At 72.2% G+C, this 24771-nt stretch carries 20 protein-coding genes; 15 read left to right on the plus strand and 5 right to left on the minus strand.

The annotated features are described in order from the left end of the window. The first annotated feature begins 133 nt into the window (after window positions 1-133). The 5 genes from ACFWEE_RS16950 to ACFWEE_RS16970 all read left to right on the plus strand — a co-directional run bounded on the left by ACFWEE_RS16950 (window position 134) and on the right by ACFWEE_RS16970 (window position 6161). Window positions 134-1783, plus strand: coding sequence for a sugar ABC transporter ATP-binding protein (locus ACFWEE_RS16950; RefSeq protein ID WP_386889852.1), 1650 nt, complete (start codon window positions 134-136; stop codon window positions 1781-1783). Then, complete coding sequence (locus ACFWEE_RS16955) at window positions 1780-2754, plus strand: ABC transporter permease (protein ID WP_386889854.1); 975 nt, start codon at window positions 1780-1782, stop codon at window positions 2752-2754. Before ACFWEE_RS16950 ends, ACFWEE_RS16955 begins: the two co-directional genes overlap by 4 nt. Next, window positions 2751-3821 carry an ABC transporter permease gene (locus ACFWEE_RS16960; RefSeq protein ID WP_386889855.1) on the plus strand — a complete coding sequence of 357 codons (1071 nt, stop codon included), beginning with the start codon at window positions 2751-2753 and terminating at the stop codon, window positions 3819-3821. Before ACFWEE_RS16955 ends, ACFWEE_RS16960 begins: the two co-directional genes overlap by 4 nt. A gap of 41 nt (window positions 3822-3862) precedes the next feature. Continuing rightward, window positions 3863-4891: a LacI family DNA-binding transcriptional regulator gene (locus tag ACFWEE_RS16965; RefSeq protein WP_386889857.1), complete on the plus strand. Its 1029-nt coding sequence runs from the start codon at window positions 3863-3865 to the stop codon at window positions 4889-4891. Between the two features lie 190 nt (window positions 4892-5081). Continuing rightward, the gene (locus ACFWEE_RS16970; RefSeq protein ID WP_386889858.1) at window positions 5082-6161 is read left to right on the plus strand and encodes an aldose epimerase family protein; all 1080 of its coding nucleotides are present in this window, start codon (window positions 5082-5084) and stop codon (window positions 6159-6161) included. A gap of 89 nt (window positions 6162-6250) precedes the next feature. Here ACFWEE_RS16970 and ACFWEE_RS16975 read toward each other — a convergent pair whose 3' ends face one another. Further along, window positions 6251-9271 carry a carbohydrate binding domain-containing protein gene (locus tag ACFWEE_RS16975; protein ID WP_386889859.1) on the minus strand — a complete coding sequence of 1007 codons (3021 nt, stop codon included), beginning with the start codon at window positions 9269-9271 and terminating at the stop codon, window positions 6251-6253. 364 nt (window positions 9272-9635) lie between these two features. Then, on the minus strand, window positions 9636-10853 hold the full coding sequence (locus tag ACFWEE_RS16980) for a Dyp-type peroxidase (protein ID WP_386889861.1): 1218 nt from the start codon (window positions 10851-10853) through the stop codon (window positions 9636-9638). A 292-nt stretch (window positions 10854-11145) separates the two neighbouring features. Here ACFWEE_RS16980 and ACFWEE_RS16985 point away from each other — a divergent pair, with 292 nt between their 5' ends. Together ACFWEE_RS16985 and ACFWEE_RS16990 are read left to right on the plus strand one after the other, a co-directional pair. Continuing rightward, entirely contained in the window at window positions 11146-12351 is a 1206-nt protein-coding gene (locus ACFWEE_RS16985) for a cytochrome P450 (RefSeq protein ID WP_386889862.1), read from the plus strand. A 34-nt stretch (window positions 12352-12385) separates the two neighbouring features. After that, a complete protein-coding gene (locus tag ACFWEE_RS16990) occupies window positions 12386-13516 on the plus strand; it encodes a type III polyketide synthase (protein ID WP_386889863.1) in 1131 nt (376 codons plus the stop codon). Window positions 13517-13608: 92 nt separating this feature from the next. Here the strand turns inward: ACFWEE_RS16990 and ACFWEE_RS16995 are convergent, their stop codons facing one another. Further along, window positions 13609-14229: an L-threonylcarbamoyladenylate synthase gene (locus ACFWEE_RS16995; RefSeq protein WP_386889864.1), complete on the minus strand. Its 621-nt coding sequence runs from the start codon at window positions 14227-14229 to the stop codon at window positions 13609-13611. A 97-nt stretch (window positions 14230-14326) separates the two neighbouring features. On the opposite strand from ACFWEE_RS16995, the gene ACFWEE_RS17000 reads away from it, so the two are divergent. The 3 genes from ACFWEE_RS17000 to ACFWEE_RS17010 all read left to right on the plus strand — a co-directional run bounded on the left by ACFWEE_RS17000 (window position 14327) and on the right by ACFWEE_RS17010 (window position 16590). After that, a complete protein-coding gene (locus tag ACFWEE_RS17000; RefSeq protein WP_386889865.1) occupies window positions 14327-14644 on the plus strand; it encodes a cupin in 318 nt (105 codons plus the stop codon). Window positions 14645-14876: 232 nt separating this feature from the next. Then, window positions 14877-15872 (plus strand): YihY/virulence factor BrkB family protein, encoded by a 996-nt coding sequence (locus tag ACFWEE_RS17005; protein WP_386889866.1) that lies wholly within the window; start codon window positions 14877-14879, stop codon window positions 15870-15872. A gap of 88 nt (window positions 15873-15960) precedes the next feature. Next, window positions 15961-16590 carry a GNAT family N-acetyltransferase gene (locus tag ACFWEE_RS17010; protein WP_386889868.1) on the plus strand — a complete coding sequence of 210 codons (630 nt, stop codon included), beginning with the start codon at window positions 15961-15963 and terminating at the stop codon, window positions 16588-16590. Between the two features lie 47 nt (window positions 16591-16637). Here the strand turns inward: ACFWEE_RS17010 and ACFWEE_RS17015 are convergent, their stop codons facing one another. Beyond that, a complete protein-coding gene (locus tag ACFWEE_RS17015) occupies window positions 16638-17498 on the minus strand; it encodes a M12 family metallo-peptidase (RefSeq protein WP_386889869.1) in 861 nt (286 codons plus the stop codon). A 318-nt stretch (window positions 17499-17816) separates the two neighbouring features. Between ACFWEE_RS17015 and ACFWEE_RS17020 the strand changes: the two genes are divergently transcribed. Beyond that, window positions 17817-18710, plus strand: a complete 894-nt coding sequence (locus ACFWEE_RS17020) for an ABC transporter substrate-binding protein (RefSeq protein ID WP_386889870.1) — start codon at window positions 17817-17819, stop codon at window positions 18708-18710. 154 nt (window positions 18711-18864) lie between these two features. Here ACFWEE_RS17020 and ACFWEE_RS17025 read toward each other — a convergent pair whose 3' ends face one another. Further along, window positions 18865-19272: a hypothetical protein gene (locus ACFWEE_RS17025; protein WP_386889871.1), complete on the minus strand. Its 408-nt coding sequence runs from the start codon at window positions 19270-19272 to the stop codon at window positions 18865-18867. Between the two features lie 341 nt (window positions 19273-19613). Here ACFWEE_RS17025 and ACFWEE_RS17030 point away from each other — a divergent pair, with 341 nt between their 5' ends. The 4 genes from ACFWEE_RS17030 (at window position 19614) to ACFWEE_RS17045 (ending at window position 24750) form a co-directional block, all read left to right on the plus strand. After that, window positions 19614-19877: a type B 50S ribosomal protein L31 gene (locus tag ACFWEE_RS17030; protein ID WP_386889873.1), complete on the plus strand. Its 264-nt coding sequence runs from the start codon at window positions 19614-19616 to the stop codon at window positions 19875-19877. A gap of 232 nt (window positions 19878-20109) precedes the next feature. Beyond that, complete coding sequence (locus ACFWEE_RS17035; protein ID WP_386889875.1) at window positions 20110-21183, plus strand: beta-ketoacyl-ACP synthase 3; 1074 nt, start codon at window positions 20110-20112, stop codon at window positions 21181-21183. After that, window positions 21167-22489, plus strand: a complete 1323-nt coding sequence (locus tag ACFWEE_RS17040) for a beta-ketoacyl-[acyl-carrier-protein] synthase family protein (protein ID WP_386889877.1) — start codon at window positions 21167-21169, stop codon at window positions 22487-22489. Before ACFWEE_RS17035 ends, ACFWEE_RS17040 begins: the two co-directional genes overlap by 17 nt. 383 nt (window positions 22490-22872) lie before the next feature. Beyond that, a complete protein-coding gene (locus ACFWEE_RS17045; RefSeq protein ID WP_386889879.1) occupies window positions 22873-24750 on the plus strand; it encodes an acyl-CoA dehydrogenase in 1878 nt (625 codons plus the stop codon). Window positions 24751-24771: the final 21 nt, after the last annotated feature.

Raw genomic sequence — 24771 nt, forward strand, 5'->3', positions numbered from 1 at the left:
GCTCTCCCGTGACCGCCGTGGCGCGAACCGTGCCACGGCGGCAGGGATTTCCCTCCGTCATTCACCGGTAAGGGGGATTCTCCCCCCCCGCCCCCGCCCTTTCGGCACCTTGGAACTTGGAAGGCCAGGATTCATGGCACCACCCGAAGCAGTAACCCAGCCGCCCGAGCCCGTCGCATCCGCTCCGGGCCCCGCCCAGGACGCCGGCACGGTCCTCGAAGCCCGTGGCGTCAGCAAGCGGTTCCCCGGCGTCGTCGCCCTGGACGACGTGTCGTTCTCCCTGCGGGCGGGGGAGACCCACGCCCTGGTCGGTGAGAACGGTGCCGGCAAGTCCACCCTCATCAAGGTGCTCACAGGGGTCTACCGGCCCGACGGCGGTGAACTCCGCATGAACGACGGAGCCGTCCGCTTCGCCCGGCCCTTCGAGGCCCAGCAGGCCGGCATCTCCACCATCTACCAGGAGGTCAACCTCGTCCCGCTGATGAGCGTGGCGCGGAACATCTTCCTCGGGCGCGAGCCCAAGAACCGCTTCGGGCTGATCGACTTCGCCCGGATGCACCGCGAGACGGCCGAACTGCTCGACGGCTTCGGCGTCCGCGTCGACCCCAAGCGTCCGCTGAACACCCTCGGCATCGGCACCCAGCAGATGGTCGCGCTCGCGCGTGCCGTCTCGGTCAACGCCCAGGTCGTCATCATGGACGAGCCCACGTCCTCGCTGGAGCCCCGCGAGGTCGAGACGCTCTTCCGCGTCATCGCCAACCTCCGTGAGCGCGGCATCGCCGTCCTCTACGTCAGCCACCGCATGGACGAGCTCTACCGGATCTGCGACCGGGTCACCGTGCTGCGCGACGGCCGCCACATCCACACGGGCGACCTCGCCGAACTCAACCGGATGCAGCTCGTGTCGATGATGCTCGGCCGTGACATGGCCGAGGTCAAGCGGTCGGGCCTCACCAACTTCACCGAGGGCGGTCACGACACCACCCGCACGCCGGTCCTGACCGCGTCCGGGGTCTCCAGCCGCCACCATCTCGACGACATCTCCCTGGAGTTGTACGGCGGAGAGGTGCTCGGACTCGGCGGCCTCCTCGGCTCCGGCCGCAGCGAGACGGCGAAGGCCCTCTCCGGTGCGCTGCCCGTCGACGCGGGGAACATCAGCGTCGACGGCAAGACCCTCGGCCGGCTGACCCCGGCCGCCGCCATCAGGGCCGGGATCAGCCTCCTCCCCGAGGACCGCAAGGCCGAGGGCATCATCCCCGGTCTGTCGGTGCGCGAGAACATCGTGCTCGCCGCGATGCCCCGCCTCTCCCGGGCCGGAGTCGTCTCCCGCGCCAAGCAGGACCGCGTCGTCGAGATCTTCATGAAGCGCCTGCGCATCAAGTGCTCCAGCCCCGAGCAGAAGGTCGGCGAACTCTCCGGCGGCAACCAGCAGAAGGTGCTGATCGCCCGCTGGCTCTGCCTGGAGCCCAAGGTCCTGCTGCTCGACGAGCCCACCCGCGGCATCGACGTCGGCGCCAAGGCCGAGGTCCAGAGCCTCATCGACGAACTCGCGGGCGAGGGCCTGGCCGTGCTGCTCATCTCCTCCGACATCGAGGAGCTCATCGAGGGCGCCGACCGCATCGTCGTCCTGCGCGGCGGAGCCGTGGCGGGCGAGCTCGCCGGCGACGAGGTCGCCGAGAGCCGGCTGCTCGAAGTGCTCGCCGACCACGCCCCGGACGCGTCGCCCACGAACGCGCCGGCCACGCCGGAGAAGACCCCGGTCGCACAGGAGGAACCCCGATGACCCAGGCCACCCTGGCCCCGCCCGCAGCGAACCCGCTGGCCCGGCTGCGCACCCCCGCGTGGTGGCAGGAGTACGGCGTCTACGCGGCCGTCGCCGTGCTGCTGCTCTTCAACGCACTCTTCACCGACCACTTCCTGACGACCGACAACCTGCGCACGCAGCTCGTCCAGGTCGCCCCGATCGTCATCGTCGCGCTGGGCATGGCCCTGGTCATCGGCACCGAGGGCGTCGACCTCTCCGTCGGCTCCACCATGGCGCTGGCCGCGGCGCTCCTCCCGCTCTACCTCGGGTACGGCCTCGTACCGGCGCTCGGCATCGCCCTGCTCGCCGGAGCGGTCGTCGGGGCCGTCAACGGATCGCTCGTCTCCCTCGTCGGACTCCAGCCCATCGTCGCCACCCTCGCGCTCTTCGTGGGCGGCCGGGGCCTCGCCCTCGTGATGGCGGACGGCCAGCTCAAGCAGATCGAAAACCCCGACCTGCTCGCGCTCGGCACCGACTCCTTCCTCGGCATTCCGCTGGTCGTGCTCATCGCCGGCGTCCTCGCCGTCGCCGTGGCCTTCCTGATCGGGCGCACCACCTTCGGCCGCCAGGTCGTCGCCGTCGGCGGCAACCGCGCCGCCGCCAAACTCGCCGGGCTTCCCGTCAAGCGCGTCCTCATCGGCGTCTACGTGCTCTGCGGCGTGCTGGCCGCGCTGGCCGGCATCCTCGCCACGGCCCGGCTCACCGCCAGTGACCCGTCCTCGCTCGGCACCCTGATGGAGCTCTCCGCCATCACCGCCGTCGTGGTCGGCGGAACCCCGCTCACCGGCGGTTCCGTCCGCGTGCTCGGCACCGTCGCCGGAGCCCTGCTGATGCAGCTCCTGCGCGCCACCCTCGTCAAGCACGACCTGCCCGACTCCACCGCCCAGATCGCCCAGGCAGCCATCATCATCGCCGCCGTCTACGTCGCCCGGGAGCGCCGGTCCCGATGAACGAAACCTCCTCCGCCCCGGTGGCCCGGACCACGGCCCCGCAAGCGACTCCCGCTCCGGCCAAGGCGCCCGAGCCCCGCCCCCAGGAGGGTGCCGCTTCCGCCGGCCCCACCGCGGGACAGCGCGTCCTCGACATCCTCCAGCGCCAGGGCGTCCTCGCCGTGCTGATCGCGGTGATCGTCGTCGCCTCCGCCATCTACCCGACGTTCCACAGCCTGGACAACGCCCGCGGTGTCACCGTGCAGGCGTCCTTCCTCGCCGTGGTCGCGCTCGGCATGACCATGGTCATCATCACCGGCGGCATCGACCTGTCGGTCGGCTCCGTCTTCGCCCTCGGCGGCGTCCTCGCCGCCTGGGCCTCGCAGTACGGCTTCCTGCCCGCGCTGCTCGTACCGCTCGTGGTCTGTTCCGCGATCGGCCTGCTCAACGGGTTCCTCATCGCCCGAGCCGGGATGGCCCCCTTCATCGTCACCCTCGCCACTCTCCTCGGCGCCCGTGGTCTGCTGCTCTCCCTCACCGACGAGGGCGGCACCACCTACCTCGTCCCCAAGGACTCGGCCTTCGCCGACCTGGGACAGGGCGACGTCTGGGGCTTCGGGTACCCGCTCCTCATCGCCCTCGTCCTCTTCGGGATCGGCGGACTCGTCCTCCAGCGCACCTCGTTCGGACAGTCGATCTTCGCCGTGGGCGGCAGCAGCGATGCCGCGACCCTGATGGGCCTGCCCGTCGCCCGGACGAAGATCCTCGTCTACACGCTGAGCGGTCTGCTCGCCGGCCTCGCCGGTGCGCTGAACGCGGCCCGGCTCACCTCCGGCGTCACCATCGTCGGCGTGGGCATGGAGCTCGACGCGATCTCCGCCGTCGTCATCGGCGGAACGCTGCTGGTAGGCGGCGCCGGATCGGTCAGCGGAACCCTCTGGGGCGTGCTGCTGCTCGCCGTCATCCAGAATCTGATCAACCAGATCGGTACCCTCAACTCCTCCTACCAGTCGGTGGTCAGCGGCGGCTTCCTTATCGTTGTCGTGGTGGCGCAGCGCTATCTGGCGCGCAACCGCAGAACCACGTGAGCGGAGCCGTCTTTCATAGCCGAACCGAGTGAAGGAGTGCCGTGGGCGTCAGCCTCAAGGACGTCGCGCAGCGGGCGGGCGTGTCGATCAAGACCGTGTCCAACGTGGTCAACAACTACCAGCACGTCACCCCGAAGATGCGGGCCAAGGTGCAGCAGGCGATCGACGAGCTCGGCTACCGGCCGAACCTCACCGCCCGCCACCTGCGCAAGGGCCGTACGGGCATCATCGCGCTGGCGGTCCCCGAGTTCGGCAACCCGTACTTCGCCGAACTCGCCGGAGCCGTCGTCGACGCCGCAGCCCGGCACGACTACACCGTGCTGGTCGACCACACGGCAGGGCTCCGCGAGAAGGAGCTGCTGGTCAGCCAGGGGTTCCGGTCACACGTGATCGACGGGCTCATCATGAGCCCGATCCATCTGGAGACCGAGGACCTGATGGCACGCGAGGAGACCGCCCCCCTGGTCCTGCTGGGGGAGCGGGAGTACGAAGCGCCCTACGACCACATCGCGATCGACAACGTCGCCGCCGCCCGTACCGCGGTACGCCATCTCCTCGACCATGGACGCAGGCGGATCGCCTTCCTCGGATCCCGCACCGGCCGTGAACGCCAGCCCGCGCACCTCCGGTTGCGCGGCTGGCGCGAGGAGCTGACGGCTGCCGGCATCGAACCGGACGAGGCGCTGGTCGTGGTCACGGACGGATTCGGGCGTGAGGACGGGGCCATCGCGATGGCGTCGCTCCTCGACCGGGGCGAGCGGCCCGACGCGGTCTTCGCCTACAACGACCTGATCGCGATCGGGGCCATGCGCACCGTCACCGCGCGCGGGCTGTCCGTCCCGGACGACATCGCCTTCGTCGGCTTCGACGACATCGAGGAAAGCAGCTACGGCACCACCACGCTCACCACCATCGCCCCCGACAAGGAGGCCATCGCCCGCCTCGCCGTCGACAGCCTCGTCGAACGGCTCGCGGGCGCTCCGGTGACCGAACCGCGGCGCCCACGCCCCGGCTACCGGCTCGTCGTCCGCGAGTCGACGGTCCCGCGGGCGCCCGGCCCGGCCGCCTGACCCGGCCGTCCGGGCCGCCCGACCGGCGCGCGCCGGGGCACCGAGCCCCGGCGGCGCGGGCCGCCCCGCCGGCCCGAGCCGGGCCGCCGCGCGGCCACCCCACCCGTCCACGACGGCCGTCGGCCGCCGTCCCTCCGGCCGACCGCTGCACCACCCGCACCGGCCGGCCGCTTTCCACCAAGGAACGCCGATGCCCCGCCCCACCGCGCACCGCACCCCCTTCGGCTCCGCTCCCGGGAACGCCGAAGCAGACCTCTGGACGCTGGATTCCGGCACCGGAGTGCGGGCCGAAGTCCTCACCTACGGGGGCGTCCTGCACCGTCTCACCGTGCCGGACACCCACGGCCGGAACCGACAGATCGTCAGATCGCTGTCGACGATGGACGAATACGCGAAGGACCACCCCTACTTCGGGGCGCTCGTGGGCCGTTACGCCAACCGCATCGCGCACGGCACCTTCGCCCTCGACGGCACCACCCACGAGATCCCCGTCAACGACCGCGGCCACGCCCTGCACGGCGGACCCGAAGGCTTCCACACCAGAATCTGGGAGGCGTCCGGCCGGGAGGACGGCGACGCCGCCTTCGTCGACCTGCGCCTGCACAGCCCCGACGGCGACATGGGCTTCCCCGGCAACCTCGACGTCCGCGCCACCTACGCCGTCGACTCCTCGGGCACCTTCTCGCTCGACTGCACCGCCACCACCGACCGGGCGACCGTCGTCAACCTGACCCAGCACGCCTACTTCAACCTGGGCGACGACGACATCCTCGGGCACACCCTGGAGGTCGACGCCGACCACTACCTCCCCGTGGACCCCGAGGGCATTCCCGAGGGAGACCCGGTCGAGGTGCGCGGCACCCCGTTCGACCTCACCGCCCCCCAGGTGCTGCGCGAGCGCCTCGCCCTCCCGCACGAGCAGCTCGCCTCCGCCGGTGGATTCGACCACTGCTGGGTCCTGCGCGACGAGGCCCCCGGCGCCGACGGACTGCGCCGCGCCGCCCGGCTGACCGCGCCCGACGCCTCCCGCGTGATGGAGGTGTGGACCACGGAACCCGGCATCCAGATCTACACGGGCAACCTGCTGGACGGCACGTTCACCGACGGCGAGGGCCGCGTGCAGGACCGCCACGGAGCGGTCTGCCTGGAGACCCAGCACCTGCCGGACTCGCCCAACCACGCCGGCTACCCCACCACGGTCCTGCGCCCCGGTCAGACGCTCCGCACCCGCACGGAGTGGCGCTTCCCGCACCTGGGCACCGGCAGGTAACCACCCGGTGGTGCCCGGCCGGCCGCGCACACGCGAGAGCGCCGGTGCGGTCCCCGCGGAAGGGCCCGCACCGGCGCTCACCGGCGCGACTACTTCAGGTACGGACCGGCGGTGCCGACCTGTCCGGGAGCCGCGTTCCTGCCGCCCAGGTCGAGCACGTACACCCGGAGGTTGCCCTTGCCGGGCGCGGCCACCGTGAGCGTGCCGTCGGACACCGTCCGGACGTCCCCGGTCACGGCGTCCTTGTAGGTGCCGTTGGGGATTCCGGTGTACGAGGCGCCCCCGGTGACGGTCACCAGGGCGAAGGAGTCGACCCCGCTCGCCGCGTCGGTGTACCGGCGCTTGTACGCCATCGAGCCGCTGATGCCCTCGGTGGAGTACTGGCCCATCTGGAGCGCCGGGACGGCCCGCCGGATCTGGTTGAGCCGCTGCACGTGCTTGACCAGCGGCTGCGCGAGGGTGTCCGCCACCGCGCCGCTCGCCGAGGAGACCTTGCTGAAGTCCGAGGCCGTCACGTCACCGGCGATGCGGTCGCCGAAATACGCCCGCCCGGTGGTCGCCAGCGGGCAGGTGGGCCCGCAGTCGATCTTCTTCCCCGCCTGGAACTCGACCTCGGAGCCGTAGTACAGCGTGGGGATGCCGCGGAACGTCCACATCAGGGCCATGTTCTCGGCCCAGGCGTCGGTGCCGCCCGCGTACCGCTCGCTGCTCTTGTTGGGCCCGTAGTCGTGGCTGTCGACGTAGACGACGTTGTAGGTGGCGTCGTTGTAGCTGTCGTCGGAGTCCTTGCCGTTGCTGTAGGCGTTGTTGGCGTCACCGAAGTTCATGTGCATCCGCATGTCGATGACGTTCATCCCGGAGAACTGGCTGTGGTCCGGGGTGTGGTAGGCGTTCCCCTTCAGGAAGGCGTTGTCGGAGACCGGCTGCTGTCCGGTGCCCAGCTGCTCCTCGTAGTTGTACATCTCCAGCGAGGCGGCGGCGTCGTCCGCGCTGTACTCCTTGCGCTCCTTCCAGGTGTAGAACTGCGCGGAGTGGTTGACCGAGCCGCGGTTCCACTTGTCGTTGACGAAGGCGCCGACCTCGCCGAAGACGAAGAAGTTCTTCGCCGCCTCGGCGCCGAACCGCGAGGTGACGCGCTCCTGGATCGCCGGCAGGAAGCGGCGGTTCCAGGTGGTGCGCGGGATGTGCACGGCGGTGTCGATCCGGAAGCCGTCGACTCCCATGTCGATGTACTTGTCGTAGGCGCCGATCAGGTAGTTCTGCACCGGGGCGCTCTCGGTGTTGAAGTCCGCGAGGTCCTCGTGCAGCCAGCAGCTGCGGGAGTCCTCGCCCTCCCAGTTGCCGATCCAGCAGTTGTGGTAGTACACCTTCGGGAACATCCCCGAAGTGGCGTTGGGCCACTGGCAGTTGTAGATCTTATAGCCCTCGGCGGACGTACTCCCGGTGGGCTTGCCCCAGTTGAGGCAGGTGTTTCCCGCGGGTTCGGCGGTCGACCACAGGTCGCCGTTGTAGTAGGACTTGCCGGACTTCGTCTCGACGGTCAGCCCGTCGTACTCGAAGCCCTCGTTCTTCTCGTCGTAGTACCAGCTCCACTGGGAGTCCCGCACGCCGTAGACCGTCGGCGTGAACAGCCCCTTGGCGCCCCACCGCGAGGAGTGGTTGTAGACGACGTCCTGGTAGATCTTCATCCCCTTGGCGTGCGCCGCGTTGATGAGGTCCTGGTACGAGGCCCCGGCGGACTCCAGGCGCGGATCGACCTTGTAGAAGTCGTAGCCGTGGTAGCCGTGGTAGTCGTAGTCCGACCGGTTGAGCACCACCGGGGTGATCCAGACGGCCGAGAAGCCCAGCCCCTTGATGTAGTCGAGCTTCTGGACCAGTCCCTTGAAGTCGCCGCGGAACATGGGGTCGTTGTTGGCCGCGTTGCCGGACTTCACGTCCTGGCTGCCGCCCCGGTCGTTCGTGGTGTCGCCGTCGTTGAAGCGGGCGGTGAGGACGAAGTAGATGGGGTCCTTGCGCGGGTCGGTGCCCAGCGGCTGCCCGGAGGCCGCGACCGGGGGCTTGTCGCCGGTGGTGGCGGTCGCGGCAGCCGAGGCCGCCGAGACGTTGCCCGCCGCGTCAACCGCCTTGACGGTGTAGCTGTACGCGGTCCGCTCCTCCAGCCCGGTGTCGGAGAACACCGTGGAGCCGGTGTCCGCCACCAGCGTGCCCTTCGTCCCGCCGGTGCGGGTGACCTGATACTTCGTCACACCCCGGTCGTCCGTGGAGGGTTCCCAGGTGAGGACGACCGACACCCCGTCCGCCGCGGCGACCGTCTTCGTCGGAGCGGTCGGGGCCGTGGTGTCCGGGACAGCGGTGGCGCACGGATCGGCCGCGTCCGAGGCGACCTGGTGGTCCTTCACCGTGGTGCGCCCGGTCTTCAGGGCGTAGTTGGCCCCGTTGTTGTTGTCCCAGACGCCGTTGCCGTTGTTGAACGTGGCGTTGAGTCCGGTGGCCGTGCCGAGGTCGACGGTCCGCCTGACCCATCCGGTGCAGGCCGCCTCCATGCCGACCCCGGGGACTGTGGTCCAGGCGCCGCCCACCGGCTGGTAGTGGAGGTTGGTGGTGGTCCAGCCCACCGTCGCGGTGGAGTAGTAGACCTCCGCGCTGTTCGTCCCGGTGGGGGAAGGGCTCGGGGTCGTACCGCTGTCGGCGCACGGGTCGCTGTGGGCGACGACGCCGTCCTTGACGGTGATGTTCCCCGTGCCCAGCGCGTAGTTGTTGCCCGAGTTGTTGTCCCAGACGCCGCTGCCGTTGTTGAAGGTGGCGGCCAGGCCGGTGGCGCTGCCCAGCGGGACGGTCAGCTTCACCCAGTCCGTACAGGCGGCGGTCATCGCCGTCCCCGGCACGGTGGTCCACGAGCCCCCGTCCGGTGCCCAATGGAGGTTGTAGGCCGACCAGTTCTTCGTCTTCGTCCAGTAGAAGACGGTCGCCGAGTTCTCGGTGGCGGCGACCGGCGTCGCGGACGACAGCTGCTCCGGCGCGGGTATCGCGGTGAGCAGGCCCAGCAGTGCGGTCGCCGCGGCGGCTGCCGCCGCGGGGCGCCGGAGCAGCCGTAGGGAGGAGCGTTTCATCATGTCTCCAGGGGGAGGCCGCGGCGGGGGAGGCCGCGGCTGCCGACAACGCCGGTGCCCGGCACGGGCATCGGCCGAGATCCCGCCGGAGAACCCGGACGCGCCTCGGGGTTCGGGCGAGCGGAAGGAATCCGACGGCAAGGGCTGTCGGAATCTTTCTGCAATCTCTTGCGCCCAGGAAATTACCCGTGCATGTCAGGTGCGTAAAGAGTTCTGACAAGGAAGGACCCGGGAAGGTGCCGTTCGCCGTCGCGCTCCCCGGGGCCTCGTGGACTCGGGAAGGCGTCGTCGGCCCTCGCTCCCCGCGGCCCTGCCGACCCCTCTACTGCCGGCGAATCTCCGGCTCGGGTCACCGGGAGGAGCCTCAGTCGCCCAGCAGGCCGGCTCCGAGGCTGTCCTTCGCGTCCGTCACGCCGGGCAGCACGAGGAAGTAGCCGCCGCCCCGGGTGACGGTGAAGTCCGCGAGGGGCTCACCGTCCAGGCGCCGCTGCACCGCCTCGAACTGCCTCCCGATGTCCTGCTGGTAGCAGCAGAAGTTCAGCCCCACGTCGAGCGCTCCGTCGGGCGCCAGGCCACGGTCGAAGTTGTAACTGCGGCGCAGCGGGAGGGAGTCGGCCGTCCCGGGCGTCCTCGGATTCGCCCGCCGGATGTGCGAGTCGAAGGAGATCTTCCGGCCGTCCGGGTCCGACCGGTAGTCGGGAACGTCCGTCTCCCTGGTGCCGGTCAGCGGAGCGCCCGTCGCCTTGTTCCGGCCGAACGCACGCTCCTGCTCGGAGACCGGCAGCCGGTCCCACGCCTCGACCCGCAGCCGGGTCATCCGCAGCACCTGGTAGCAGCCGCCCCAGGCCCAGGCGGGCGCCCCGCTGCGCGAACCCAGCCACAGCACCCGGTCCATCTCCCGCTCGGACGTGGTGTCCGGACGGGAGATGCCGTCCTTGAAGCCGACGATGCTGCGCGGCGCGCCGTTCGGCCGGGGCGGGTTGAGGAACCCGTCACTCCGCCACCTCGGAGCGGCCGAGCCCCGCAGCGCCAGCTGCAGATCACGCATCACCCCCAGGACGGCGTCGGGGTGCTCCGCGCAGACCTGCACCGACAGGTCCCCGTGACAGGCGTCCGGGTCCAGGTCGTCCCCGGGGAACGCGGGCATGGTCCGCAGCCCCGCGGGCCGGCGCGAACGGAGGCCGAAGCGCTCGTCGAAGAGGGACGCCCCGACGCCGACCGTGACGGTCAGGCGGTCGTCGGGGCCACCCTGCGCGGAGGCCGCGGTGAGGGCCCTCGCCCGCTTCGTCAACACGTCGAGGACGGCCACCAGTCCGCCCCGGTCCGTGGCGAGCACGTCGAAGGCGACGAACGCGGCGAACGCCTGCTGCGGCGTCACGACGCCCGCCTGGTGCGGGCCGTGGAACGGCACCGCGGCCTTGCGCGCCACCTCGCCCGCCGCTTCCGGCCGCCGGACCGGTGCCGCGAAGGCGTCCGGCGCGCCCGCCACCGCCCCGGCGAGACCGACCCCGGTCAGCACGAACCCCCGCCGTCCGGGGGCGGGGTTCGGGCCGGCGGCCGGACGGTCGTCGATGTCTGTCATGGTGCGCGCCTCTTCCATGTGGTCGGTGTGTCTGGCTGGGCCGTGTCCGACCATTCCCGCCGGGCGGCCGGTGCCTGGCCCGCGCGGCGTGCGCGCGGGCGCAAATTCATTCGTGCGGGTCACCGGCCGTGCGCTCTTCGGCCCCGTGCGCCGCCCACGCACCCCCTGATCGACTGACTACTCAGCGTGGTGAACATGTTCCGGAGGGTAACGGGAATACAGCCGGGGTCCGGTCCCGGTCGGGGGGCGGACTGACCACCCATCAGCCGGACCGGTCCCTGGGAGAACCTCGGTGGAGAACACGGAAACCGTACGCAGCTGCCCCTTCGACTTCGCACACCAGCTGGAGTTCGACCCCCAGCTCAAGGAGTTGCTGACCACCGCGCCGGTGTCCCGCATCCGGATGCCGTACGGAGAAGGCGACGCCTGGCTGGTCACCCGGTACGAGGACGTCCGCACGGTCACCACCGACCGGCGCTTCAGCCGCAGCGCCGTGACGGGACGGGACTTCCCGCGGATGACCCCCGAACCCATCGTCCAGGACGAGGCCATCAACCTCATGGACCCCCCGGCCAGCAGCAGGCTCCGCAGCCTGGTGGCCAAGAGCTTCACCGCCCGCCGCATCGACGCCATGCGCGTGGGCACCCAGCGCATCGTCGACCGGCTGCTCGACACCATGGAGGACGGCGGAACCACGGCCGACTTCATGGCGGCGGTGGCCGCACCCCTGCCGCTCGTCACCATCTGCGAGGTGCTCGACATCCCCGAGCCGGACCGGCCCTGGCTCCGCGCGCACGCCCTCACCATGATGAACGTCGGTGCCGCCGGCAAGGAGGACGCCGTCCGGGCCAAGGCGGAACTCCGCGCCTACTTCGGCGAGCTCACCGCCCGCCGACGCAGGTCCCCCGGCGAGGACCTGATCAGCACCCTCGCCACCGCGCGGGACGGCGACGAACTCCTCGGCGACGACGAGCTGACCGTCATGGCCATGGTCCTGCTCATCACCGGTCAGGACACCACCACCTACCAACTCGGCAACATCGCCTACTCGCTGCTCGTCCGCCCCGAACTGACCCGGACCCTGCGCGACTCCCCGGAGCGCCTGCCCCGCACCCTGGAAGAACTCCTGCGCCACATCCCGTTCCGCAAGGGCGTCGGAATCCCCCGCGTCGCCCTGGTGGACGTGGAACTCGGCGGCGTCAGCATCCCGGCCGGCGACGTGGTGCACGTCTCCTACCTGACCGCCAACCGCGACGCCGAGAAGTTCGAGCGCCCCGACGACCTGGACCCCGACCGGCCGTCCATCCCCCACATGACCTTCGGCTGGGGAGCCCACCACTGCCTGGGAGCCCCGCTCGCCACGATGGAACTGGAGACCGCGTTCTCGTCGCTGCTCCGCCGGTTCCCGCACCTGCGCCTCGACGCACCGGTGGAGGACATCCGCTGGAACACCACGTCGATCTGGCGCTACCCGCTCGCCCTGCCCGTCACATGGTGACGTGAGCCTCCGCTCCCAGACACGAGGAGAACCCATGGCGACCCTGTGCCGCCCGGCCATCGCGGTGCCCGAACACGTGATCACGATGCAGCAGACCCTGGACCTCGCCCGCGAGACCCACGACGGCCACCCCCAGCGCGACCTGGTCCTGAGGCTCATCCGGAACACCGGCGTGCAGACCCGCCGCCTCGTCCAGCCGATCGAGGAGACGCTGCGCCACCCCGGTTTCGAGGTGCGCAACAGGGTCTACGAGGCCGAGGCCAAGAAGAGGGTCCCCGAAGTCGTGGGCCGGGCACTGGAATACGCCGAGGTCGAGGCCGCCGAGATCGACCTCATCGTCTACGTCTCCTGCACCGGCTTCATGATGCCGTCGCTGACCGCCTGGCTGATCAACACCATGGGCTTCCGGCCGGAGACCCGGCAGCTGCCGATCGCCCAGCTCGGCTGCGCCGCGGGCGGGGCGGCCATCAACCGCGCCCACGACTTCTGCCGGGCCTACCCGCAGTCCAACGTCCTCCTCGTGTCCTGCGAGTTCTGTTCGCTCTGCTACCAGCCCACCGACATCGGTGTCGGGTCCCTGCTCTCCAACGGCCTGTTCGGCGACGCCGTCTCGGCCGCCGTCGTCCGGGGCGAGGGCGGCGCCGGGATGCGACTCGAACGCAACGGCTCGCACCTGGTGCCCGACACCGAGGACTGGATCTCCTACGCGGTCCGGGACACCGGATTCCACTTCCTGCTCGACCGCCGCGTCCCCGGCACCATGGAGATGCTCGCCCCGGTACTCCAGAACCTGGTCGACCTGCACGGATGGTCGGTGCAGGCCATGGACTTCTTCATCGTGCACGCGGGAGGCCCGCGCATCCTGGACGACCTCTGCCACTTCCTCCAGCTGCCGCCGGGGATGTTCCGCTACAGCAGGGCCACCCTCACGGAGCGGGGAAACATCGCGAGTTCGGTCGTCTTCGACGCCCTGGCCCGGCTCTTCGAGGACGGCGGCGCGGACGACGACGCGCAGGGGCTCATCGCCGGATTCGGCCCCGGCATCACGGCGGAGTGCGCGGTCGGACGCTGGGCGCGCCGGCCCGACCACGAAGCCGGCCGGGCGGACGAACTCCTCACGTCGAGCGGAACGCTGCCCTCCCCGGGCAGCGCGCTGCTCGGCTGACCGCGTCGGGCCCGCACCGTGCGCGCGAGCCCGTACGGCGGCCTTCGCGACACCAGCGGTCCGGGCCCACGCGACGGACGGCGCGGGGAGACTCACTCGAACCGGGCGGTGTCTCCCGCCCCCTTGCGCACGACCGTGATCCCGCCGTCCGAGAAGTCGACGACCGTGGTCGGTTCCGTCCCGCAGTCCCCGGAGTCCACCACCGCGTCCACCTCGTGGTCGAGCCGCTCCTTGATCTCCCACCCCTGCGTCAGCGGCTCCTCCTCGTCGGGAAGCAGCAGCGTGCTGGAGAGCAGCGGCTCGCCCAGCTCGCTCAGCAGCGCCCGGACCACGGCGTGATCGGGGATGCGGACGCCCACGGTCTTCTTCTTCGGGTGCAGCAGCTGGCGCGGCACCTCCTTCGTCGCGGGCAGGATGAAGGTGTAGCTGCCGGGCGTCGCCGCCTTGATCGCACGGAAGACGTCGTTGTCGATCTGGACGAACTGGCCCAGCTGGGCGAAGTTCTCGCACACCAGGGTGAAGTGGTGGCGGTCGTCGAGATGCCGGATCGACCGGATGCGACTGATCCCTTCCCGGCTGCCCAGCCGGCACCCGAGGGCATAGCAGGAGTCCGTGGGGTACGCGACCAGGGCGTCCGAACGGATGAGTTCGGCCACCGTGCTGATCGTGCGTCGCTGAGGGTTCTCGGGATGCACGTCGAAATACTTAGCCATCCGCCGAGTCTACGGGCCGGCCCCGGCCGCCCCCGCGAGGTTGGTCGGACGCCACGCTCCGGCGGCGGGCCCGCAGGTGCTGCGGCAGAGTGGCCCCATGAACGACCTCAACGCCCTCGCGGACGAGCATCTCGCCGCGGCGCGCAGTTCCCCCCACGGGCGCAGCGCGCACCGCCTGCTCCAGCAGCCTCCGCTGCGCCAGACGGTGATCGCCCTCACCTCCGGCTCCGCGCTGGACGAGCACAACGCGCCGCTCGCCGCCTCCCTCCTGGTGCTCCGCGGCGCGGTCCGCATCACCGCGCCCTCCGGCGACGTGGAGATGACAACCGGAGCTCTGGTGCCGATCCCGAGGGAGCGGCACGGGCTGCTGGCGCTGGAGGACGCGGTGGTCCTCCTCACGGCCGTCAACGACTGACGGCCGGGCGGTGGGCCCGGTGGCCGTGCGCGCCCCGTGCCGCTTCCCCAAGACCGGCCGCGTCCGAGCCCGGGGCGCGGGCCCCGGCACCGGCCGGAACCGGTCCGCCGGGGTGGCGGTGTACTCCCGCGAAACCGAGGCATGAGACAAAGGACGGCACCGGCGGTGCGACCGTGCGACCAGCACGGGCGTCCCGCGTGCCCCATCCCGTCCACGTCCCCCGGAGCGACGCGTGTTCCGCAAGTCCGTTGCCCCTGCCCGCGAGGCGGGCGACGCCCACCCGCCGGGTCGTGCCGCCGCCTGGTCCGCCGCGCTGCGACGGACCCCCGTCTCGCTGTGGAACGACGACATATCCGACTGGGCCGCCGCTCAGACGTACTACGCCATCCTCGCCCTGCTGCCCGCCCTGCTGGTGACCGTCTCCGTCATCGGCCTGGCCAGCCCCGACGCCACCGCCGCGCTGATCACGGACATCACGGCCTTCGCCCCGGCGGAGTCCGGAGCGGCCCTGCGCCAGCCGCTCCTGGCCGCCACCGAGCAGCGCGCGGCGGGCTGGGTCCTGGTCGCCACCGGCAGCGTCAGCGCCGTCTGGTCGGCCTCCAGCTACCTCGCAGTCTTCCGCCGCGCCCTGCACGCCATGCACCACGAGCGCGACACCCGCCCCGCGCTGCGCAACGCGCACACCATCGTCGCGTCGGCGATCGGCCTGCTCCTGCTGATGCTGACCAGCGCGTTCGTGCTGGTGCTCACCGGTCCGCTGGCCCGCTGGGCGGCCCGCAGGCTCGGACTCGCGGAGGCGGGACAGGCCCTGTGGTGGTTCCTCAAGTGGCCCGTCCTGCTGGTACTGGTCACCTGCCTCATCACCGTCCTCTTCCGGACGGGACCGCGCTCGGTGCGCGGCACGCGCCAGGGGCTTCCCGGCGGGGTGCTCGCGGCCGTGCTCTGGCTCGTCGCCTCCGCGGGGTTCGCGCTCTACGCCACGCACGTCGGCACCTACAGCCGGTTGTACGGCTCTCTCGCGGGGCTCGTCGTCTTCCTCATCTGGGTCTGGTTCACCAACCTGGCCCTGCTGGCCGGAGCCCAGTTCAACGCCGAGCTGGCGGCGGAGCGGAGGTCTCGGGGAGCACGGCCCACGGTGCCGCCGCAAGGGGGCGGCGAGGAGGCGGGGGAGGGGCCCGGCGCGGGGCCTGGTGGGGGGTTTGGCGAAGGGCCTGGCCAAGGCGGCTGACCGGCCCGCGCGCGATGCGCGTCGGTCCCCGTCCGGCAGGGCCGTACGGACCTTGTGGGAGCGCTCCCAAGATGGCATGCTCCCGGCCATGGATCAGCCCGCGTTCATACGCTCCTACCGCCCCGGCGACCGTGCCGCGCTCGCCGACATCTGTGTCCGGACGGCCGACAACGGCGGTGACTCCCGGCACATCTACGCCGACCAGGAGTTGATGCCCAGCCTGTTCGCCGCCCCGTACGCGTACCTCGAACCCGACCTCGCCTTCGTGCTGGACGACGGCTCGGGACGGGCGGTCGGATACGTGCTGGGCACGGCCGACACCACGGCCTTCGCCACCGCCTTCCAAGAGCGGTGGCTGCCGCTGGTGGCCGGGCGCTTCCCGGCCTCCGGCAAGCCGCCCACCACGCCCACCGAGGAGATGATCGCGCTCCTGCACCGCCCCGAGCACATGCTCGGTCCGCAGGTCGCCGCGTACCCGGCCCATCTGCACATCGACCTGCTGCCACCCTGGCAGCGCAGGGGCCACGGGCGGGAGCTGATGCGCGCCTTCCTGGACGCGCTGCGGGTCAAGGGGGTCGCCGACGTCCACCTCTCGATGCTGACGGCGAACAAGCCGGCCAGGATCTTCTACGACCGGCTCGGATTCCACGAGATCGACGTGCCCGACCCCGGCCCGCTGACCTACCTGGGCCGGACCACCGACAGCGCCGGACTGTAGGCGGCGAACCGGCGGAAGGGGCCCGCCGACCGGGCGGGCCGGCGGGCTCACGGGGCGGCCCGGTACCCGGCGACGATCGGCATCGTCTCCCGCAGCACCCGGGCGCTGTCGTTGGCCGCGTCCCCGAGCCGGCGGCCCTGCCAGGTGCCCCGGGCGCTGGAGAAGCGGCTGACGCGGCGGCAGTGCTCACCGCAGGCGGAGCGGTAGGCCATGATCGTGTAGTACCGCCGGTCCTCGGTGACCCAGCCGGTGTTGTACGGGCGGATGCTGCTGACCTCCATGGCCCCCTCGGAATCCTCGGCGAGCGTCGTACGGTCGTGGGCCAGGCCCAGGTTGTGGCCGATCTCGTGGCTCGCCGAGTCGAGCGCGATGCCCTGGACGTCCACGACCGCGTAGGCGTACGCGTCCGACTCGGCGGTGAGCCGGGGGGTGTAGTCCCCGGTGCCGCCACCCCGCCCGGACGCGTCCACCACGAGCGTCACCAGGTCCGCCCCGTAGTGGTCCCGGCGCTGTCGCGCGGTCGGTCCGAGGGAGGGATCGGTGCCCTCGCGGAGCCCCTCGTACGCCGCGTCGAACTCGTCGGAGCCCTCGTACCCCTTCGCGGTGTACGGGTGCACGATCCGGATGGAGCCGCAGACCCCGCTCGCGAGCAGGGACTCGTTCATCCGCGTGGCGATCTCCTGGGCCGACACCGGCACCCGGTGCACACCGCCCACCGCCGCCGCAGCTTTCGGCGTGTACACGGTGAGTACGTCGACCACCGGGCAGGAGGCGGCAGGCCGGCCGGCCGTCACCTCGCGAGGGTTGTCCGGCGCGGTCCCGGGGGCGGTGCCGCGCGCCGAGGGCGCCAGGCCGAGCGCGGCGAGGAGGGTCAGGGTCAGAGCCGCCTTGAGAGCGGTCGCGGGCATCGGGGCGTCCTTCCTTCCGTCCGGGGCGGGGAGTGCCGGACGCCAAGAGTGTTTCTTGATCGGTACGGGGCGAAACCGTGCGGACACCACCGGAGGGCGGCCTCGGCCGCGCTGCCGGGGAGACAGGGCCCGGGACGGCGTCAAGTGGACTGCGGTAAGGGGGAGTCGGATCCGTGCCAGGGCTGCTCGGAGCCCATGTGCCGCCGCACCGGCCCCGATCCGGGGGCCGAGGGGTGCGGCGGCGAGGAGTTGGGCAGGTACATCTGTGCGAAGGGGGCCGGTGGCCGGCGGAAGAGGACGGACCAAGGGGTGGGGAACATGACGGAACAGAGCGGGTGGCGCTTCTCGGACGACCGGGGCCGGGTGTCCCGGGCCGAGCGGACGCCTTCGCGGGTACTGGCGTACGTCCAGGCGGGCGCCACCCTCTGGGACCTGGGCGTCCGGTCCCACGGTGTCTTCGGCTCGGGCCACGACGGCGCCGAGATCGACCCGGCGAAGAGCGGGGAACTCCCGGTGGGCGAGGTGGCGTACCTGGGCGCGGGCACCGCGCTCGACGTGGACACCCTGCTGCGCGGCGAGCCCGACCTGGTGGTGGCCGTCAGCTACGGCGGCGGCACGGTGTACGGCCTCGACCCGGACACCGCCAAGCACCTGGAGGAACAGGTCCCGGTCGTCGTGATCGACGTCGGCCAGTCGCGCACGCTGGCCGGGACGTCCGACCGCTTCGCCGAGCTGGCACGCTCGCTGGGCGCGGACGAACTCCCCCGGGCCGACGAGGAACTGGAGGCCGCGCGGGCCCGGCTGCGCACCGCCGCATCCGGCGGCGCGGTCCGGGTGGTGGCCCTCTCCCCGGCCGACCCGGACCAGGCGTACGTAGCCCGCCCCGCCCAGTGGCCCGAGCTGGCGGCCCTGGACGAGCTGGGCGTCGGCCTCGTCGACCCGCCCGCGGGTCCCGGCGTCAACTGGCACACGGCCTCCTGGGCGGAGGTGGCCGTGCTCGCCCCGCAGGTGCTGCTGACGGACGTACGCGTCAACGCGGCGCCGCTGGAGAGCCTCCGCTCCCAGCCGGAGTGGGCCGCGCTGCTCGACGCCGGAACGCTTGTCGTGCCGTGGAACCCGGAGCCGCTGTGCAGCCCGCACGCGCACGCCCGTTTCCTCTCCCTGGTCGCCGACGCGCTGGACTCCGTGCACGACTCCCTGCGCGAGGGATGAGCAGGCGTTCAGCCGCGACCAGGGAGTAGGGCCGGGGGCCTCGGTCGGCGGTGTGACCCGTGACGGGTCTGTCTGCGGGGGGCACGCGCGGGTACAGGCTTCAGCATTCTCTGAAATGCTTGAGACGTGAAGCCGCGTGCTGGGAATTCTGTCGTCAGCGCTGGGTTTGCAGCGCCTCACCGGTGTCCGAGATGATCCAGAACGACCATCCGTTCCGGGCGCTGGCCACTCCGGGCTTGACGGCCTGGACGACCGCGGCGGCTGCTCCGCTGGGAGTCCTGTAGTCACCGGCGGCCGGGCCTGCCGGGATGCTCAGGCCCTTCGACGCGGTGTCGAACACTCCGTCGAAACGCCGCCCGCCGTACACGGCGTGCACCGGAAGGTGTCCGGCGGGGGCGGATGCCGGGGCGCCGGAGCGCCCCGCGGTCTTCTCGAAGTGCTGCAGCAGGCGCGCGACGGCTTCGCCCTCGTCCACCTGCCAGGCGAGGGCGAGCAGGCGGATGCGGTCCAGGGTGCTGGTCGCGACGGTGATCTGGGCCTGGGGAGATTCGTTCTTGTCCATGCTGGAATCGTAGCGCAACCAGGATCATCAGGCCAGCAAATAAAGAAAAAAGCAGCAAAACTCATCGCGGTCGCGGTGGCCCCTGTCTCGCCGTGCGCGTCCTCGGGCCGCGAGGGATGACCGCTGGACCCCGTCGCCCCGTCGCTCCGTTGCTCCCGGGGGCCGGGGGCCGGGGGCCGGGGCAGGGCGCCGCGCGGGAGCCGCCCCGTACGGGCGGTCAGGGATCGCGCCCGGAGGCCGGGCTGGAGAAGGTGGTCCGAACCGGCATCCGTCCCACCCCCTCCATCGGAAGAGAAGGGGTGGGGTCGGCCTCATCCGTACCCCCACCCCGGGAGTCAGCCATGCAGCAGGACAAGCACCCCGACTACCGGCCCGTCGTGTTCCGCGACCGGTCGGCCGGATACGCCTTCCTCACGCGGTCCACCGCGTCGAGCGAGCGGACCATCGACTGGGACGACGGCCGGAGCTACCCCGTCGTCGACGTCGAGATCTCCGCCGAGAGTCACCCCTTTTTCACCGGTCGCGCCCGCGTCGTCGACGCGGAGGGACAGGTCGCCAAGTTCGAACGGCGGTACGGAGAAGCGGGAGATGAGGACGGTTCCTGAAGGGCTGGGGCTGTCCCGCGCGCCGCGGGGTGGTCCGGGAGCTCCGCGAACGGCCCCGGGCCGCGTCAGCAGGGCGAATAGCGACCGGGCCCCGATGCGCCACCGGTTGGGCCGATCTCCACTCGCGCAGGTGAACGTCAGTCACCCGTTCGGCGGTGTCGAACGCCTTCGCGCTGTGTGTTGCGCCGTTCGCATGACAGGGTACGGGCCGATCAGGGGAGCGGGGCGACGGGTGACGAGCGGACGGGCGACGGCGGGCGCCGGTGGCGGCGAACGTACGGCGGTGCTGGAAGGCGTCGCGGGATGGGTGCCGGGAAACCCGGTGGGCAACGACGCGCTGCCCGAGGCCTGGGGCGTGGACGACGCGTGGGTCCGGCGTCGTACGGGCATCGTGAGCCGGCACCGGGCCGGCCCCGGCCTCTCCACCGGGGACCTCGCCCACGAGGCGGCGCGCCGACTCGTCGACGGTGCCGCGCCCGGCCGGGTGGACGCGCTGGTGCTCGCCACGGCCACCCCGGACCACCTCTGCCCGGGCACGGCGCCCGCCCTCGCGGCCCGGCTCGGCCTGGGGACCGTCCCCGCCTTCGACATCGCGGCCGTCTGCAGCGGCTTCGTCTACGGACTCGCCGTCTGCCACGGTCTGGTCGCCTCCGGCCTCTACCGCCGGATTCTCCTGGTGGGCGCCGACGTCTACTCCACCTGGCTGGACCCCGGGGACCGGTCGGCCGGAGTGGTCTTCGGCGACGGCGCGGGGGCCGCGCTGGTCGCCGCGGGCCGCAGGGGCGACCCCGGTGAACTCCTCGCCTTCGACCTGGGCAGCGACGGTACGGGCCACGACCTGATCACCGTCCCGGGCGGCGGCGCGCGGGCCCGTGCCAGCGGCGGACCGCCCGCCGAGAAGGACGCCTTCTTCCGGATGAGGGGCAGCACGGTCTACGAGCACGCCGTGCTGCGGATGACCGCGTCCTGCCGGTCGCTGCTGACCTCGGTGGGCTGGGACCCCGCCGACGTCGACCACTTCGTGCCGCACCAGGCCAACGGCCGCATCATGAGCGCCGTGGCCGAGCGTGTCGGCATCGGGCCGGACCGCTGCGTCACCCATCTGGACCGGGTGGGCAACACCGGGGCCGCCTCCATCCCGCTGGCGCTGGCGGACGCCGCGGGCCGGGGTCGCCTGCGCGCGGGGGACCACGTACTGATCACCGCGTTCGGCGGCGGACTCACCTGGGGCTCCGCGGCACTTCGCTGGCCGGGGGCCCCGCCGACGACCACGACGGAAGGAACAGAGCATGTCGCAGTTGGCTGACGAAAGCACCAGGGCCACTTCTCGGGACCGGGCCGCCGAGTCGGCGAGAGCGGCCCACCGCACGGCGCCACGCGGCGTGCTCCACGGCGGCGGGGCCGTCGCCGTCACCGGTCTCGGCGTGGTCACCCCGGCCGGAGCGGACGAGCACTCCTTCTGGGCAGGACTCTGCTCCGGCCGGTCCACGGCCCGTCGCTGCGACGAACTCACAGGCCTGCCCGTCGACTTCGCCTGCCCGGTGGACAGCATCGACCTCGACGCCGCGGTCGGCGGACGCTCCGTGTGGCGGATGGCCCGGTTCGTGAAACTGGCCCTCGTCGCCGCCCGGCAGGCGGTGGCCGACGCCGGGCACGACCCCGCGCGCTGGGACGGAGGCCGGGTGGGTGTGGTGCTCGGAGTGGGGGTGGGCGGTGTCTCGGTGCTCGTCGACAACGCCCGCAGACTGGCCGACGACGGGCCGGACGCCGTGTCACCCCTGCTGGTCCCCATGATGATCCCGAACGCCGCCGCCGGTGAGGTGGCCATCGCCCTCGGTGCCCGCGGCCCGAGTCTCGCCCCCGTCACCGCCTGCGCCTCCGGCGCGACAGCCATCAGCGTCGCCCGCGATCTGCTGGACAGCGGTCAGTGCGACATCGTGGTGGCCGGCGGCGCCGAATCCGTCCTCACCCCCCTCGTCGTCACCGCGTTCGCACGGATGGGCGCGCTCTCCACCCGGTCCGGCGACCCGGCGAGCGCCTCCCGCCCCTTCGCCGCAGACCGGGACGGCTTCGTCATGGGCGAGGGCGCCGCCATGCTCGTACTGGAGCGCGAGAAGGACGCGACCGCCCGGGGCGGGCACACCCGGGCGCTGCTCGTCGGGGCCGGTTCCAGTACGGACGCCTACCACCCCACCGCACCCGAACCGGACGGCCGGGGTGCGCGACGCGCGGTGGAGGAGGCGCTGCGGCAGGCGGGCTGGACGCCCGGCGACGTCGACCACGTCAACGCCCACGGCACGTCCACCCTGCTCAACGACGCGATGGAGACCGCCCTGATCGGCAGCCTCTTCCCGCACGCGCCCACGGTCACCGCTCCCAAGGGCGTCGTCGGACACACCCTCGCGGCGGCCGGAGCCATCGAGGCCGTGGCCACCGTGCTGACGCTGGAGCACGGGCTCGTACCGCCGATCGCCAACCTCGACTCGGTGACCGACGCCTTCGAACTCGACTGCGTGGTCAAGGAACCGCGCCACCAGAGCGTCGAGACCGCCGTGAGCCACTCCTTCGGCTTCGGCGGGCACAACGTGGCGCTGGCCTTCCGGCGCGCCTGACGGAGTGTCTGAGCGACCGGTCCCCACCGGGCCCCGTCACGCGTCCGCGCCGCTCCCGCCCGATCGAACGCGTCCTCTTCGGAGACCAGCACGCCGATCGTCCTTCCTCGCTCGCTGTCGTCCTCCGTCAGCCCCCCCGCACCCGCAGGTCACACCATGTGAACGGCTGACCGGGCGGCAGCACGGGCCGACTCCGGACCCGCACCCGCCAGGGACCTTCTCAGACGTGCAACGGCCGGATAGCGGGGCCAGGACCGAGCCCGACGCGTAGACGGGCCTTCCGGGCGGAAGCACGCGTCGACGACTGGCGTGCCCGGCCGCACACGCACCAGGTACCTGCACGACGCCGGGTGTCCTCGCCGTTCCACGCTCGTTCAACGAACATGACCCCTCAACCGACCGCGGCGCTGCCGCCTGCCGTCACGGACGCCCTGACCGCCGTCGTCTACGGCCCCGACTTCCGCCGCGAGCACGCCTTCTGGCGCCGGCTGACCACCACCGAGCCCTTCAGGAGCCCCGCGCGCACGGTGCCACCGGAGGATCAACTGACCCGTGCCTACGACCGGTTGCGGTTGATCAACCGTTCCTTCGACAGCGCGGCCCGGCTCGCCTCCGACGTACGTGCCCTGACCGCGATGCACGAGTGGCTCGGGCCGGTCGATCCGACTCTCGCCACGGTGGCGGGGATCCACTACAACCTCTTTCTCGGCAGCCTGCTCGACCACGACCCCGAGGGCCGCCGCGACCTCTCCGGTCCCCTGCACATGGACGAGATCGGCACCTTCCTCTGTACGGAGGTCGCGCACGGCAACGACGCGGCGGAGGTGGAAACGACCGCCACCTACGACCGGGCCCGCGACGGCTTCGTCCTGCGCACCCCGCACGCGGGTGCGCAGAAGTTCATGCCCAACACCAGTCCGGCGGGCGGTCCCAAGAGCGGGCTGGTCGCCGCCCGGCTCGTCGTCGACGGGACCGACCACGGCGTCTTCCTCCTGCTGGTCCCGCTCACCGACGCCGTCGCGGCCCTGCCCGGCGTACGGGTGCGCAGGCTGCCGGCCCGGATGGGGTCGCCGGTGGACCACTGCCTGACCTCGTTCGACGACTGCTTCGTGCCCCGTACGGCGCTGCTCACCGGGGCGCAGGGACACGTCGGGGACGGCGGGGAGTTCGGCAGCGCGCTCCCGAGCAGGCGGCGGCGCCTGCTCGTCTCCCTCGCCCGGGTCACCCCGGGCAAGCTGGCCATGAGCGCCTGCGCGGTCGGCTCGGCACGCGTCGCGCTCGCCGTCGCCGTGCGCTACGCCGGGCACCGTACGGTCGCCGGGCCGCGCGGCACCGGGCCGGTCGCCGTCTACGCCCACCGCACCCACCACGGGCCGCTGGCCGAGGCGTTGGCCATGGTGTTCGCGATGAGTCTGCTGCACCGCCGGGCGCTCGACCGGTGGGAGGCGGGCGCGGGCGAGACGGACCGGGGGGCGGCTGAGCGGCTGGTGGCCGTCGCCAAGGGGTGGATCACCTGGCGGGCCAGGGACGTGATCGTGGAGTGCCGCGAACGCTGCGGCGCCCAGGGGCTGCTGGAGCACAACGGGCTCGCGGCCCTGGTCACCGGCATCGAGGGCACCATCACCGCCGAGGGGGACAACCTCGCCGTGCACGCCAAGGCGGCGGCCGAGATGCTGCTCTCGGCCCCGGAGCGCGCGGCCGACGGGGAGACGGGGGGAGCGGGGGAGGCGCCGGGCGACCTCCGGGACCCGGCGTTCCTGCGCGGGCTGCTCACCGCGCTGGAAGCCCTCCGCTTCGCGCGGGCCCGGTCGTGGATGGGCGCTGCCCCGCCCGGGGACGCGCTCGGCCGCTGGAACGCGGGCTCGGGGGCCGCCCTGCGCGGTGTGGAGGCGCACGCGGTCCGGCAGGCCGCCGAGGCGTTCGCGGAGGCAGGCGCCGCCCTGCCCGGGGGGCCCGCGCGCGAACGGCTCGCGCAGGTGGAGCGGTTGTTCCTGCTGCGGCAGGTCGGTCGGGGCAGCGGGGAGTTGCTGGCCGACGGTCGGGTGACGGCCGAGCAGGTACGCGCCCTGCCCGAGCTGTACGAGGAGGCCGTGGCCGCCGTCGCCGAGCACGCTCCCGCGCTGGTGGAGTCGTTCGCGCTGCCGGAGGAGACTTTCGCCGACCGGCCGATCGCGGGGCCCGCCTACGCCGACGCCTACGACGACCCCGAAGGCCCCTGGCACCGGGCCGCCGCCCGTCCGGCCGGGGAGCTCGCGCGGTGACCCGCGGAGTGGGCCGTTCGG

Source organism: Streptomyces sp. NPDC060184 (assembly GCF_042728795.1).
In the GTDB taxonomy this organism is placed as follows: Bacteria; Actinomycetota; Actinomycetes; order Streptomycetales; family Streptomycetaceae; genus Streptomyces.

What these genes read in the sequence shown, in the direction of transcription:
- ACFWEE_RS16955 (WP_386889854.1), top strand. Translation starts at nt 1,780, where the DNA reads ATGACCCAGGCCACCCTGGCCCCGCCCGCAGCGAACCCGCTGGCCCGG.
- ACFWEE_RS17010 (WP_386889868.1), top strand. Translation starts at nt 15,961, where the DNA reads ATGGATCAGCCCGCGTTCATACGCTCCTACCGCCCCGGCGACCGTGCC.
- ACFWEE_RS17030 (WP_386889873.1), top strand. Translation starts at nt 19,614, where the DNA reads ATGCAGCAGGACAAGCACCCCGACTACCGGCCCGTCGTGTTCCGCGAC.
- ACFWEE_RS16950 (WP_386889852.1), top strand. Translation starts at nt 134, where the DNA reads ATGGCACCACCCGAAGCAGTAACCCAGCCGCCCGAGCCCGTCGCATCC.
- ACFWEE_RS16995 (WP_386889864.1), bottom strand. Translation starts at nt 14,229, where the DNA reads ATGGCTAAGTATTTCGACGTGCATCCCGAGAACCCTCAGCGACGCACG.
- ACFWEE_RS17040 (WP_386889877.1), top strand. Translation starts at nt 21,167, where the DNA reads ATGTCGCAGTTGGCTGACGAAAGCACCAGGGCCACTTCTCGGGACCGG.
- ACFWEE_RS17045 (WP_386889879.1), top strand. Translation starts at nt 22,873, where the DNA reads ATGACCCCTCAACCGACCGCGGCGCTGCCGCCTGCCGTCACGGACGCC.
- ACFWEE_RS16960 (WP_386889855.1), top strand. Translation starts at nt 2,751, where the DNA reads ATGAACGAAACCTCCTCCGCCCCGGTGGCCCGGACCACGGCCCCGCAA.
- ACFWEE_RS16990 (WP_386889863.1), top strand. Translation starts at nt 12,386, where the DNA reads ATGGCGACCCTGTGCCGCCCGGCCATCGCGGTGCCCGAACACGTGATC.
- ACFWEE_RS17015 (WP_386889869.1), bottom strand. Translation starts at nt 17,498, where the DNA reads ATGCCCGCGACCGCTCTCAAGGCGGCTCTGACCCTGACCCTCCTCGCC.
- ACFWEE_RS17020 (WP_386889870.1), top strand. Translation starts at nt 17,817, where the DNA reads ATGACGGAACAGAGCGGGTGGCGCTTCTCGGACGACCGGGGCCGGGTG.
- ACFWEE_RS17000 (WP_386889865.1), top strand. Translation starts at nt 14,327, where the DNA reads ATGAACGACCTCAACGCCCTCGCGGACGAGCATCTCGCCGCGGCGCGC.
- ACFWEE_RS16980 (WP_386889861.1), bottom strand. Translation starts at nt 10,853, where the DNA reads ATGACAGACATCGACGACCGTCCGGCCGCCGGCCCGAACCCCGCCCCC.
- ACFWEE_RS16975 (WP_386889859.1), bottom strand. Translation starts at nt 9,271, where the DNA reads ATGAAACGCTCCTCCCTACGGCTGCTCCGGCGCCCCGCGGCGGCAGCC.
- ACFWEE_RS16970 (WP_386889858.1), top strand. Translation starts at nt 5,082, where the DNA reads ATGCCCCGCCCCACCGCGCACCGCACCCCCTTCGGCTCCGCTCCCGGG.
- ACFWEE_RS17025 (WP_386889871.1), bottom strand. Translation starts at nt 19,272, where the DNA reads ATGGACAAGAACGAATCTCCCCAGGCCCAGATCACCGTCGCGACCAGC.